This window comes from Sutcliffiella tianshenii (assembly GCF_016908565.1).
In the GTDB taxonomy this organism is placed as follows: domain Bacteria; phylum Bacillota; class Bacilli; order Bacillales; family Bacillaceae_I; genus Sutcliffiella_A; species Sutcliffiella_A tianshenii.
The window spans coordinates 281,949-295,186 of sequence record NZ_JAFBED010000004.1 but is presented as its reverse complement, the minus strand read 5'-3'; the positions used below and the strand labels follow the sequence as shown (position 1 = coordinate 295,186).

Here is a 13,238-nt window from a genome sequence, read left to right as displayed (position 1 = left end):
CCTTTTTGGAAAATCCTGTATGACATGATAATCCCTCTCTTGCAAAGACTATCCCTAACATGTTCTTTTGGAGCTTGGAAGCAAAGGAGGGCGACCGTCACCCATGGAAGAGTACATTATCATTGTTGCGCGGACCATTTTTCTATACATAGTCATTCTCTTCATCTTCCGCGTGATGGGGAAACGTGAAATAGGGGAATTGAGTGTCCTCGATCTGGTCGTCTTTATCATGATTGCGGAAATGGCAGTCGTGGCCATTGAAAATCCGAAGGACGAATTGATGGTCGCCCTCTTGCCGATGTTGATCTTGATGGGTATCCAGATTATCCTTGCATTCGTATCGCTAAAAAGCCAGCGTATAAGGGAATTGATTGATGGGAAGCCAAGCGTCATTATCAACAATGGGAAAATCGACGAAAAAGAGATGAGAAAACAGCGCTACAATTTTGAAGACCTTCTAGTTCAGCTCAGGGAAAAGAATGTAAAAAATGTAGCTGATGTCGAATTTGCGATATTGGAGGCGTCCGGAAAGCTGTCTGTTTTTGAAAAAAACAAAGATAGGGAAAAAGAAGAGGAGGCAACGCTCAATCTTCCGTTGATCATGGACGGTTCCATCCAGGAAGAACACTTGAAGCAGATTGGTAAAACCAACCTCTGGTTACGCCAGCAACTGAGGGAACTCGGATACAAGGATTTCAAAGAGATATCCTACTGCAGCTACAACGACGGGGTATTCTTTATCGACATAAAGGATGAATAAAAAACAGTGGCGAGAAAATCCGCCACTGTTTTTTATTTTACAATCCACTTTTTCAAAAATGGCACCCGTGCAAGCTCTTCCCGTTTGACAAGACCGAACAGGAACAGGAGGGCGATGTAAAGCAGACAGGTTAAGATGATAAAGAGTAAGCTGCGTTTTCCGAGTGTCAGATCGAGCAGCAAATGATCCAGCATCCATTTTCCGCTGATCGTACAAATACCCATGGTGATGAAACTCTTGATATAATCCCGGACATAAAGGGAGTAGGAAAGGACCTTCATGATGGTGGCCATATGAAGCAGGGTGACGAGCATCATGCCGATCACGATGCCAAGTGCAGCGCCCATGATCCCGAAAGTTGGCTTACTGGCGAGTACGAATATGACACCGGTTTTCACCAAAGCCCCGATAAAGCTATTGATCATGGCTGCTTTCGCCAAATCGAGCGCCTGGAGTGTTGCCTGAAGAGGTCCTTGGAAATAGTAGAACAGGAAAAAAGGGGCCATCACTTTTATATAAATGGCAGCTTTACTGCTTCCGTACATGAAAAGCATGATCGGATCGGCAAAAACGAAAAGAAGGACAACGGCAATCCCGCCCGATACAAAGGAAAGTCTCAGTGCCTGCTGCAGACGGTGTTCGATAAGAATCGAGTTTTTTTTCGCTGCTGCCTCACTTATAGCAGGAACCAGGGCTGTCGATAAGGAATAAGTAATAAAGGATGGCAGCATGAGAAGCGGAAGTGCAAAACCTACTAATTCTCCATATTGCTTTGTAGCCAAAGACGTGGCTACCCCCGCAATTGCCAAGCTTTGTGCCACGACAATAGGCTCAAAGAACCATGCGATGGAACCAATCATCCGGCTTCCGGTTGTCGGGATTGCTATCCGCATCAAATCGTTGAAGGTTTGTTTTCCTTCACCCACATAGTTGAAAAATTTCTTTCGCAGGCGAAAACTCTTTTTGTTTTTGAAGACAAATACCATGTAAAGCAGGGACATCAATTCTCCAGCCACAGCAGATAGCATCGCACCTGCAGCGGCATATTCGATGCCATATGGCAGAAGCGCCTTTGTACATGCGGCAACAAGCGAGATCCGGACAACCTGCTCGATCACCTGTGAGATGGCAGATGGTTTCATGTTCTGCCTGCCCTGGAAATAGCCGCGCAATACAGAGGATATCGCGATAATCGGGACTACGGGTGCAATGGCAAGCAAAGGATAATACGTTCTCGGATCTGTGAAAAGGTGAGTGGATAGATAAGGTGCGAGCAGGATCATGGCCGGTGTAAAGATGATGCTCAAAGTCCCGGTCGTTGCAAGAGATACAATCAAAATCTTTTTTATTTTCCGGTGGTTGCCCTGTGCTTCCGCCTCGGCAACAAGCTTCGAGATTGCAACCGGCAGTCCGAGCTGGGTGATGGTAATCGTCAAGACGAGCGTCGGGACCGCCATCATATAGAGACCCACGCCTTCCTCGCCAATGAACCTGGCAACCACAATCCGATTAATGAACCCCAGGATACGGGTGATGAATCCGGCTACAATGAGGATCAGCGTCCCCCTTAGAAAGGTTTGCTTTGTCATGCTATAACCTGCCTTCTCAATTAGCGTCATATCGTATACAATTATCTATATGCTTGTACATAGGCCAAGCATGACAAGGAATTGGTCGCTTTGAATGGGAGAGAGGCATGACGTACTTGTACATTCCTATGAAGAAAATATAATGGAGGTACCTTGAATGACGAAAGAGACTAATTATCATGCTTATGATCTTTTCCGGAGCGACTTGACACCAGTTCTAAAGAGTAAATTGGAGGAATTCCAGTTGTTTGGCTATGATAAAGTGACCGAGGATGAGTTATGGGAATGTCTGACCCGTAAAACATGGAAGCGCCCCGAGACGAAAATGCTGCATCAGCTCGTCAACGATGTGTATGGATTATCTGTTACCGACTACATGAGCTATATCACAATCGAAGCATACAAAGCGCCGAATTTTTTTCAGGAACAGACGGATTAGACTACATCCAACAAGAATTGACAGTAGGAAAGAGTTAACTCATAATGGTACATGATGGCAAAATATCGGCTTTTTTGACTTTCGGAATATTGCACTTTTCTTACATACATAAACTAAAAAAGCTCGAATTTAATGCCAAGTGTCCGTAGAAATAAATAACACTCACCAGTGGTAAAAGCAGAAGGAGGATTTTTTGTGGTTAAAAGAGGACGGATAGTGGCTTTCTTTTTACTTCTCATCCTATTAGGAAGTGTAATCGGAGTATTTACAAAGCCTATTGCAAACGATATCAAGCTTGGTCTGGACCTGCAGGGTGGATTTGAGATCCTGTATGAGGTAAAGCCTATCAATAAGGATACGGCTATAGACCGAGAAACCCTCGTCAGTACGGTAAGCGCATTAAATAAGCGTGTAAACGTATTGGGGGTAAGTGAACCTAATATTCAAATTGAAGGGGAAGATCGCATCCGTGTACAGCTAGCGGGTGTAGACGATCAGACAAAAGCAAGGGAGCTCTTATCAACGGAGGCTAAATTATCTTTCCGTGATATCAATGATAAAGAACTGATGAATGGGTCGGCACTTGCCGAGAACGGTGCAACGCAATCGTTTGATTCCAATAACCGCCCAAGCGTGGCACTGAAACTGAAATCGGCAGAGCAGTTTGCCGATGTAACACGACAAGTGGTGGAAATGGGACCAGGTCAGAACCTGATGGTCATCTGGCTTGATTTTGAAGAGGGAGTAGACTCCTATAAGGAAGAAGCCCAGAAGCCGGATCCTAAATTCCTTTCTGCTGCCGGAGTGGATGAAGTTTTCAATACCACTGAAGTGCAGATCCAAGGTGGAAACTTCTCGGTAGAATCCGCAAAAGAATTGGCTGAACTATTGAACGCAGGTTCCCTCCCGGTCGAATTGGAAGAAGTTTATTCCACATCCGTCGGAGCGAAGTTCGGTGAAGCTGCACTTCAGAAAACGGTATTGGCTGGAGCAATCGGAATCAGCATCATATTCCTTTTCATGCTTTTTGTATACCGACTTCCTGGATTCGTGGCAATCATTACTTTAAGTGTATATATTTTCTTGATCTTGTTAGTATTTGATCTAATGAATGGGGTACTCACCCTGCCAGGTATCGCAGCCCTCATTTTGGGTGTCGGGATGGCGGTAGATGCCAACATCATCACATATGAACGAATTAAAGAAGAACTGAAGCTTGGCAAGACACCAATGTCGGCATTCAGGGCAGGGAACCGCAACTCCCTTTCCACGATATTGGATGCGAACATCACTACCCTGCTTGCAGCCGCGGTCATGTTCGTGTACGGTACAAGTTCTGTTCAAGGCTTTGCAACGATGCTTATTGTGAGTATCCTGTTAAGCTTCCTAACAGCAGTTTTTGGTACCCGTCTTCTACTTGGTTTGTGGGTTTCCAGTAGAGTTATGAACAAAAAGCCTCATTTATTCGGGGTGAAGAAATCAGATGTACTGGATATCAATATGACAGACGAAAATACCGAACCGCCAAACCGTTATGAAAAATGGGATTTTGTGAAACACAGCAAAAAGTTCTTCATTTTCTCAGGAACAATGATTGTCGTAGGTATCATCCTCCTTGCAGTATTCCGATTGAATCTTGGAATTGACTTTGCAAGTGGAACACGTGTTGAAATAATGGCAGATTCCAGTCTTACCGCAAAAGAAGTGACAGAGGAATTGACTTCTTTGGGATATGAGCCTAAAGATGTTGTACTAGCAGGAAATAACAATGAAATAGCTGTTGCAAGATATTTGGACAGCTTCACACAAAAGGAAGTAGCCGAGATAAAGACAACCATTGCAGATAAATACGGTTCAGAGCCGAATGTCAGCACCGTCTCGCCAACTGTTGGCCAGGAGCTTGCCCGGAATGCATTTTTCGCGGTCCTGATTGCTGCAGTCGGAATCATCATTTATGTTACTATCCGCTTTGAGTGGCTGTTTGCCCTTGCCGCCATCGTGGCACTTTTCCATGATGCATTTTTCATGGTTGCATTCTTCAGTCTTGTCCGATTGGAAGTGGACATCACCATCATTGCTGCAGTCCTGACCATTGTCGGATATTCCATCAATGATACGATCGTTACCTTTGACCGGATCAGAGAGAACATGAAGAGGAAAAAACGGATCAAAACTTATGAAGACCTGGCCGAGATTGTCAATAAAAGCTTGCAGCAGACGTTTGTCCGTTCCATCAATACGGTCATTACGGTTGTCTTTGCAGTAATCGGACTTCTAATCTTCGGAAGCGAATCCATTACAGGCTTCTCCATAGCCTTACTTGTAGGTTTGATAGCCGGAACTTATTCTTCCCTGTTCATAGCGGCACAGCTATGGCTGATCTGGAAGCATAAACAGTTGTCCAAACCGAAGAAGGTCCAGCTTGAAGAAGCGGAGCCTGAAGTATAATCCTATAAAGAAATGTCGCAGGAGCAATTCTGCGGCATTTTTTATATATTGTAAAATATAGGGGGAGATTCGGGTACAATAGTAGAAGCATGAAAAAGAGAGGTGTGCGTAGTGGATCATAATGAGCGCTTTAAAAAAGCAGAATTCGCTGCTTTGGTAGGTGTAGTGGGGAACATTGTGCTCGCCATTCTGAAAGGATGGGCGGGTGTAGTTGCAAATAGTCGCGCACTTGTGGCGGATGCAGTCCATTCCGCTTCAGATGTAGCAGGCTCCTTGGCGGTATACATAGGATTGAAGGCTGCCAAGCAACCGCCGGATGAAGACCATCCATACGGCCATGGCAAAGCGGAAAATATCGCAGCCATCATTGTTGCAGTCCTATTATTGATTGTTGGCTTTGAAATAGGGAAGTCTTCCTTTGCAGCATTTTTTGAGCCTATCGATGCACCAAAGATGCTGGCTGTGTATGTCGTGATCATTTCGATTGTCGTAAAAGAAGCGATGTTTCGCTATAAGTATAATTTGGGAAAGAAAATAAAGAGTGACGCCATCATAGTCAATGCATATGAACACAGGTCTGATGTGTTTTCTTCCATTGCAGCCCTCATCGGGATCGGGGGAGCGATTTTCGGTGATTATATCGGAGTGGATTGGCTCGTCTATCTTGATCCTGTGGCAGGTCTTTTTGTAGCTGCCTTGATCATAAAGATATCGTGGCAGTTGGGCTCAGAGTCCATCCATAATACAATGGACCATGTGATGCATGAGGAAGATACGGAGGAGTTCAGGGAAGTCGTGACTTCCGTTCAGGGTGTGATGAAAATCGATTCGTTACACGCCAGGGAACACGGGCATTATGTGATTGTGGACCTGAAAATATCTGTGGACCCTTACATAACGGTGGAAGAAGGGCATCAGATTGGAAAAGACGTAAAGGCGAAGCTGCTTGAAAACCGTGAAGTCCAGGATGTGTTTGTGCATATCAATCCCTATTCGGAATCTTGATTCACGGGATTTGAAGGAGGAGTGGGAATGAAAAGTCAGTGGTATCTATTAGCCGGATTTATTTTTACCATCATAGTTGCAATCTTTGCAGTCCTGAATGTAGCCCCCGTGGAAGTCAATTATTTGTTTGGTACAGCAGAATGGCCCCTAGTCTTGGTCATTCTATTCTCCGCATTGATGGGAATCGTCATTGCCGGCTCCATCGGAGTGTACCAGGTAATCAAGCTGAAGAGAAAAATGCAAACGAAGCCAAGGCATATGGAAAAACCCTCATCAGAAGATGTGAAGGTGCCAAATAAAACAGAAGAAAAGAAAGGTACAATTTGAGGTAGGTAAAAAGCTGATAACAAAACTAGTGTTTGGCAGTCCAATATAAATTGGACTGCATTTTTTATTTTATGGCTAAACATAGCTGGTAGCTGATTGTCTCACTTTGATCTTGTGTTGTAAATCTTTTAATGGTCTCTATTTAATGTCTAGTCTTAATTCTATAAGAATCTAGCTGTTGATTGGAGCAATAGGCGAAGACTCCTGCGGGAGATGGCGTTTAGTGGAGACCCCACAGGCGCAGCCGAGGAGGCTCCACAAACGCCCCGCGGAAAGCGCAGCCTAGTGCGGAAATCAACAGCGGTATTTAACGGAGACAAAATATTAATTAATTTTATTGTGCAGAACAATATCCAATTATTGAAGAGGTAAAAACGACATTCGTCCTAAAGCGAATAACTCACTTTTTCCAATTGAAGGGAGACCCTCTCTCTAGTATAATAGGGTAGGCTAAGGGAGGAATTCGTTTGTTAGCTTCTAAATCACGTTGGAATGTAAATAAGCCTGACCAAGAGCGGGTACGGTATTTGGCAGAAAGCCTGAAAGTGGCACCTCTCATTGCATCACTCCTTGTAAACAGAGGATTCGATGATCATGAGGCCGCAAGAAGTTTTTTGCATTCAGAAACACAAGAATTTCATGACCCATTCCTGTTGGAAGACATGGAAAAGGTCGTTCAGAGAATAGATAAAGCAATACAGAGTGAAGAAAAGATTTTAGTGTTCGGTGATTATGATGCCGATGGAGTAAGCAGTACCACAGTGATGGTCACTGCTCTGCAAGAAAAGGGAGCAAGAGTGGAGTTCTATATTCCGAACCGTTTTACAGAAGGATACGGACCAAATGAACCGGCATTCAGGCAGGCCAAGGAAAACGGCTTTTCTGTCATCATCACAGTCGATACCGGTATTTCAGCCCTGCATGAAGCGGATGTAGCAAGGGAGCTTGGTATCGATCTGATCATTACCGATCACCATGAACCTGGACCGGTTTTACCTGATGCATTTGCCATCATCCATCCGAAAAAAGAAACTTGTCCTTATCCTTTCAAGGACCTTGCAGGAGTCGGAGTCGCCTATAAGGTGGCACATGCTTTGCTGGGTAAGGATCCAGAGCATCTTCTGGAGGTCGCAGCAATTGGAACGATAGCGGATCTTGTACCCCTAGTCGATGAAAACAGGCTTCTTGCTTCAAAAGGGATCAAAAAGATGCAGCAGACAAAAAGGGTAGGGTTAAAGGCCTTGTTGCAAAAATGTGGGGTGGAACTTCACACTATCACAGAAGAGACGATCGGTTTCTCCATCGGACCGCGGATCAATGCGGTGGGACGTCTTGACAATGCAGATCCCGCAGTTCATCTGTTAATGACAGAAGATGCAGAGGAAGCAAAAGAGCTTGCTGAAGAGATGGAAGCTTACAATAAAGAAAGACAGCAGATTGTCACGCAAATCACAGAAGAGGCGATCAAGCAGGTCGAGGAAATGTACCCTCCAGATGAGAATTCATTTCTCATCGTCACGGGACATGGCTGGAATGCCGGAGTCATCGGTATTGTGGCATCGAGGCTGGTCGACCGTTTCTACCGACCGACCATCGTGCTGAGTCTTGACGGGGAAAAGGGCCTTGCAAAAGGATCGGCGCGTTCGATACCTGGGTTTGACCTGTTCGAACATCTTTCATCATGCCGGGATATCCTGCCTCACTTTGGCGGACACCCGATGGCAGCCGGTATGACGTTACAAATGGAAAATGTGGACGAGCTCCGGAATCGGATGAAGCAAATCGCGGATACCATTTTGACGGAGGAAGATTTCACCCCGATCACCGAAGTGGATATCGAATGTGAACTGAACGACGTAACACTTGAAACCATCGAACAGTTGGAGAAGCTTGCGCCGTATGGGGTTGCAAATCCTAAGCCGAAAGTATTGGTGAAAGGTGCATTTCCGCAACAGATACGCCAGATAGGAAACAAGAGCAATCATTTGAAGCTTGTCATCGAGAAGGAAGGCAGCAAGCTTGATTGTGTCGGATTCGGATTCGGTGAGACTTATCACCATGTTTCACCGATTGCGACACTTGATGTCTTGGGGGAGCTTGCCATCAATGAATGGAATAATTTCCGCAAGCCACAGCTTTTTGTAAAAGACCTGAGAGTGGCTGAATGGCAGCTTTTCGATATTCGTTCTGCCAAACAGCTTCATCAATCGTTGCAAGGAATAGATAAAAAGAATCTACAAATACTGTTCTTTAATACTGCTACATTGGAAGAAGTGAAAATAGGAGAAGAATATCTTCCTTACCTTACACATGTTGAGGCTGGAAAAGAGATAGATGTAGAGGATAAATACATCGTGCTGCTCGATATCCCGGATGAAGAGGAAACGCTTGCGAGCCTTTTGCGTAGCTCTTCTCCATCCCGGATCTATGCTTCTTTCCATCAAAAAGAAAATCATTATTTTTCTACGATCCCGACTCGCGACCACTTTAAGTGGTATTACGGTTTCCTGTCAAAAAAAGGTCCATTCGATCTAAACAGGTATGCCGAAGAAATCGCGAAGCATCGCGGCTGGTCAAAAGAAACAATTGATTTCATGTCACAGGTGTTTTTTGAACTAGAATTTGTTACAATAGACAAGGGCTTTATCGCATTGAACAATGCGGCGGCAAAACGAGATTTTGAAGAGTCTCCGACATATCGCAAAAAGCAGCGGCAAGTGATGCTTGAAAACTTGTTTTTATACTCTTCATACAAACAATTAAAAGCGTGGTTTGATCAGCATCTAACCAAACAGTGCACTGTTCATTCATAGGAGGAAAAAAGAAGATGGATTTAAAGAAATATATTACGATTGTTCCTGATTGGCCAAAACCGGGTATTCAATTCAAGGATATTACTACACTGATGGATAATGGAGATGCTTACCGTTATGCAACAGACCAGATCGTTGAATATGCCCGTGAAAGGCAAATTGACCTGGTTGTAGGACCAGAGGCTCGCGGATTTATCATCGGCTGCCCGGTTGCTTATTCTTTGGGTGTCGGTTTTGCTCCTGTACGTAAAGAAGGGAAATTGCCTCGTGAAGTGGCACGGGTGGAATATGGCCTTGAATACGGCAAAGATGTCCTTACAATCCACAAGGATGCAATCAAACCAGGTCAACGTGTACTGATCACGGACGATCTGCTTGCAACAGGAGGAACAATCGAAGCGACCATCAAGCTTGTGGAAGAGCTGGGCGGTGTGGTTGCCGGAATCGCATTCCTTATTGAACTGTCCTACTTGGACGGACGCAGCAAGCTGAACGATTTTGATATTCTGACTTTGATGAAATACTAATATGTTTTACGGACTAGAGCAACTTATCCTTGCTCTAGTTTTTTCATATATTCCCCCCTTACTTAATATCTTCAGACTTTCAAGTCACCGTTTTGTTAAAAATTTCACATGAAAAGTATGAATTTTACAGGGATTCCTAAAAAATCTGTCGACAAATCTTTATTTTTAGTACATAAGCCCTTTACATCTACTTGAAATTTCATGATAATAATTACAATATATTTTTATTTATATACATTACTGAAATCTGTCAATAATGAATAAGACTTGGAACGGAACAAGTTTTCAAATACTTCATACAAATAAGAGAAAGTCAAAAAGGTGAGTAGAAATATGGCAAATGAGCAAGTGTTAACTGCAGACCAGGTGATAGATAATGCGAGGCGCTATTTAAAGAGCGAGGATATCGCATTTTTAGAAAAGGCTTATGAGTTTGCTAAAAATGCTCATGCAGAACAGTATCGCAAATCAGGTGAGCCCTATATTATCCATCCTATACAGGTCGCAGGCATCCTTGTCGACCTTGACCTAGATCCATCAACCATTGCGGCTGGGTTTCTTCATGATGTGGTCGAGGATACCTCCATCACTCTCGATGAGATAAAGGAAGCATTCAATGCAGAGGTTGCCATGCTGGTGGACGGCGTAACAAAGCTGGGTAAAATCAAATACAAATCCCAGGAAGAGCAGCAGGCGGAAAACCATCGCAAAATGTTTGTCGCCATGGCCCAGGATATCCGCGTCATCTTGATAAAGCTTGCAGACCGCCTTCATAACATGAGGACATTAAAGCATCTTCCGCAAGAGAAGCAGCGCAGGATTTCCAATGAAACGCTGGAGATTTTCGCACCGCTTGCACACCGCCTGGGGATCTCGAAAATAAAATGGGAGCTTGAGGATACTGCCTTGCGCTACCTCAACCCACAGCAATACTATCGAATAGTCAACCTGATGAAACGCAAGCGTGCCGAGCGTGAGCTTTATATCAAGGAAGTCATGGGGGAAGTGACGGAGCGCCTTGAAGAGGTGGAAATCGAAGCTGATCTTTCCGGTCGTCCGAAGCATATTTACAGCATCTATCGTAAAATGGCGATGCAAAACAAGCAGTTCAGTGAAATCTACGATCTGTTGGCAGTGCGAATCATTGTTAACAGCATCAAGGACTGTTATGCCGTCCTTGGTATCATCCACACATGCTGGAAGCCTATGCCGGGACGATTCAAGGATTATATTGCCATGCCTAAACCGAATATGTACCAGTCGCTTCATACGACCGTCATCGGTCCTAAAGGGGACCCGCTTGAAGTGCAGATCCGCACGTCCGAAATGCATCAGATCGCTGAGTACGGGATTGCGGCGCACTGGGCATATAAAGAGGATAAGGCCGCGGATGAACGTTCCACTTTAGAAGAAAAGCTTACTTGGTTCCGTGAAATCCTGGAGTGGCAGAATGATGCGACCAATGCCGAGGAATTTATGGAATCTCTGAAAATCGACCTTTTCTCCGATATGGTATTTGTCTTTACACCAAAGGGCGATGTTATTGAGCTTCCATCCGGATCGGTTCCGATTGATTTTTCCTATCGCATACATTCCGAGATCGGAAACAAAACGATCGGTGCAAAAGTGAACGGCAAAATGGTCACCCTTGATTATAAATTAAAGACCGGAGATATCATCGAAATCCTGACCTCCAAGCATTCATACGGCCCAAGCCAGGATTGGCTGAAGCTTGCTCAGACATCCCAGGCGAAGAACAGGATCCGTCAGTTCTTCAAAAAGCAGCGCCGTGAAGAGAATGTGGAAAAGGGCAGGGATCTTGTAGAAAAAGAAATCAAGAATATGGACTTTGATCTGAAGGAGATCCTTCAATCCGAGAACATAAGCAGAGTTGCGGAAAAGTTCAATTTCATGAACGAAGAGGATATGTTTGCGGCAGTCGGCTATAATGGGATCACAGCCCTGCAGGTTGCCAATCGACTGACAGAAAAGCAGCGCCGCAAACGTGATCAAGAACAGCAGATCACAGACATCACAGAAAACGCCGAGAAGAAAAAGACGGTGCCGGCAAAGAAGAAAAAGGACGCTGGTGTCGTTGTGCAAGGCATAGACAGCCTTCTGGTGCGCCTGTCCAAATGCTGTAATCCTGTTCCAGGTGACGAAATCGTCGGCTTCATCACTCGCGGACGCGGCGTATCCGTCCATCGCGCAGATTGTGCAAACGTTGTTGCGGAAGGGACGAACGACCGCATCATTGATGTTGAGTGGGAAGGCGATATGAAAGAGAACCGCGAGTACAATGTGGAAATAGAAATCACAGGGTACGACCGCAGAGGTCTCTTGAATGAGGTACTTCAGGCCGTCAACGAAACTAAAACGGATATCAACGCAGTTTCGGGCAAATCGGACCGCAATAAAATGGCAAGCATCCATATGGCCATCGCCATCCATAATATCAGTCATCTGCAAAAGGTCGTGGAACGCATCAAGCAGATACCGGATATCTATGCAGTACGCAGAATAATGCAGTAAGTGAGGGTTTTTCATATATGAGAGTAGTGTTGCAACGTGCGAAACGAGGAGAAGTCCGAGTAGAGGGGAACGTGGTTGGCCGCATTGACAAAGGCTTGATGCTGCTTGTCGGTGTGACCCATGAAGATACTGTGGAGGATGCTGCATATGTAGCAGACAAAATCGTTAACCTCCGTATATTTGAAGATGAAAATGAAAAAATGAATCATTCCCTGCTGGACGTTGGCGGGGAGATACTTTCTGTTTCACAGTTCACCCTTTACGGAGATTGCCGCAAAGGAAGACGCCCGAACTTTATGGACGCAGCAAAGCCTGATCATGCTTCAGAGATCTATGAAGCATTCAACGGTAAGCTACGTGAAAAGGGCATAAAGGTGGAAACAGGCGAATTTGGTGCGATGATGGAAGTTGATTTCATCAATGACGGACCAGTGACCCTGATTGTGGAAAGTAAATAAGTTGGTATATTGATGCCGTCGAACTGCTCAAAAACGAGTGGTCGGCGGCGTTTTTATTTTATCAATAAAAAAAATAAATAACTGAAAACAACAAATAAGTTCTTAGAAGGTCTTGTAAATGAATAGAGCAAATTTTGAAGATCACTAGCTGTTGATTGGAGCAATAGGCGAAGACTCCTGCGGGAGATAGCGTTTAGTGGAGACCCCACAGGCGCAATTTGCGCCGAGGAGGCTCCACAAACGCCCCGCGGAAAGCGAAGCCTAGTGCGGAAATCAACAGCGGTGTTTAAAGGGCAATAACAAAAAACAAGCGCTACTGCCGAATGATACAGCAAAGCAC

Annotated in this window: 10 protein-coding genes; 9 read left to right on the top strand and 1 reads right to left on the bottom strand. The window is 44.8% G+C overall.

The genetic code is table 11. The annotated features are described in order from the left end of the window. Positions 1–103 precede the first annotated feature (103 nt). On the top strand, positions 104–760 hold the full coding sequence (locus JOC95_RS11030; RefSeq protein WP_204416072.1) for a DUF421 domain-containing protein: 657 nt from the start codon (positions 104–106) through the stop codon (positions 758–760). 32 nt (positions 761–792) lie between these two features. Here JOC95_RS11030 and spoVB read toward each other — a convergent pair whose 3' ends face one another. Continuing rightward, complete coding sequence (gene spoVB / locus JOC95_RS11025) at positions 793–2,349, bottom strand: stage V sporulation protein B (RefSeq protein ID WP_204416071.1); 1,557 nt, start codon at positions 2,347–2,349, stop codon at positions 793–795. Positions 2,350–2,506: 157 nt separating this feature from the next. On the opposite strand from spoVB, the gene JOC95_RS11020 reads away from it, so the two are divergent. The 8 genes from JOC95_RS11020 to dtd all read left to right on the top strand — a co-directional run bounded on the left by JOC95_RS11020 (position 2,507) and on the right by dtd (position 12,898). Beyond that, the gene (locus JOC95_RS11020) at positions 2,507–2,788 is read left to right on the top strand and encodes a post-transcriptional regulator (RefSeq protein WP_204416070.1); all 282 of its coding nucleotides are present in this window, start codon (positions 2,507–2,509) and stop codon (positions 2,786–2,788) included. A 195-nt stretch (positions 2,789–2,983) separates the two neighbouring features. Beyond that, positions 2,984–5,236, top strand: coding sequence for a protein translocase subunit SecDF (gene secDF / locus JOC95_RS11015; protein ID WP_204416069.1), 2,253 nt, complete (start codon positions 2,984–2,986; stop codon positions 5,234–5,236). A gap of 111 nt (positions 5,237–5,347) precedes the next feature. Next, positions 5,348–6,241 carry a cation diffusion facilitator family transporter gene (locus JOC95_RS11010; RefSeq protein WP_204416068.1) on the top strand — a complete coding sequence of 298 codons (894 nt, stop codon included), beginning with the start codon at positions 5,348–5,350 and terminating at the stop codon, positions 6,239–6,241. A 27-nt stretch (positions 6,242–6,268) separates the two neighbouring features. Then, a complete protein-coding gene (locus JOC95_RS11005) occupies positions 6,269–6,568 on the top strand; it encodes a LapA family protein (RefSeq protein WP_204416067.1) in 300 nt (99 codons plus the stop codon). 467 nt (positions 6,569–7,035) lie between these two features. Beyond that, entirely contained in the window at positions 7,036–9,381 is a 2,346-nt protein-coding gene (gene recJ / locus JOC95_RS11000) for a single-stranded-DNA-specific exonuclease RecJ (RefSeq protein ID WP_204416065.1), read from the top strand. A 14-nt stretch (positions 9,382–9,395) separates the two neighbouring features. After that, positions 9,396–9,908, top strand: a complete 513-nt coding sequence (locus JOC95_RS10995) for an adenine phosphoribosyltransferase (protein WP_204416064.1) — start codon at positions 9,396–9,398, stop codon at positions 9,906–9,908. A 333-nt stretch (positions 9,909–10,241) separates the two neighbouring features. Beyond that, positions 10,242–12,440 carry a RelA/SpoT family protein gene (locus JOC95_RS10990; protein ID WP_204416063.1) on the top strand — a complete coding sequence of 733 codons (2,199 nt, stop codon included), beginning with the start codon at positions 10,242–10,244 and terminating at the stop codon, positions 12,438–12,440. A gap of 17 nt (positions 12,441–12,457) precedes the next feature. Next, the gene (gene dtd / locus JOC95_RS10985; protein ID WP_204416062.1) at positions 12,458–12,898 is read left to right on the top strand and encodes a D-aminoacyl-tRNA deacylase; all 441 of its coding nucleotides are present in this window, start codon (positions 12,458–12,460) and stop codon (positions 12,896–12,898) included. Positions 12,899–13,238 lie beyond the last annotated feature (340 nt).

Coding starts and splice junctions, on each gene's coding strand:
- JOC95_RS11030 (WP_204416072.1), top strand. CDS start 104: ATGGAAGAGTACATTATCATTGTTGCGCGGACCATTTTTCTATACATA.
- spoVB (WP_204416071.1), bottom strand. CDS start 2,349: ATGACAAAGCAAACCTTTCTAAGGGGGACGCTGATCCTCATTGTAGCC.
- JOC95_RS11020 (WP_204416070.1), top strand. CDS start 2,507: ATGACGAAAGAGACTAATTATCATGCTTATGATCTTTTCCGGAGCGAC.
- JOC95_RS11005 (WP_204416067.1), top strand. CDS start 6,269: ATGAAAAGTCAGTGGTATCTATTAGCCGGATTTATTTTTACCATCATA.
- JOC95_RS10995 (WP_204416064.1), top strand. CDS start 9,396: ATGGATTTAAAGAAATATATTACGATTGTTCCTGATTGGCCAAAACCG.
- JOC95_RS10990 (WP_204416063.1), top strand. CDS start 10,242: ATGGCAAATGAGCAAGTGTTAACTGCAGACCAGGTGATAGATAATGCG.
- dtd (WP_204416062.1), top strand. CDS start 12,458: ATGAGAGTAGTGTTGCAACGTGCGAAACGAGGAGAAGTCCGAGTAGAG.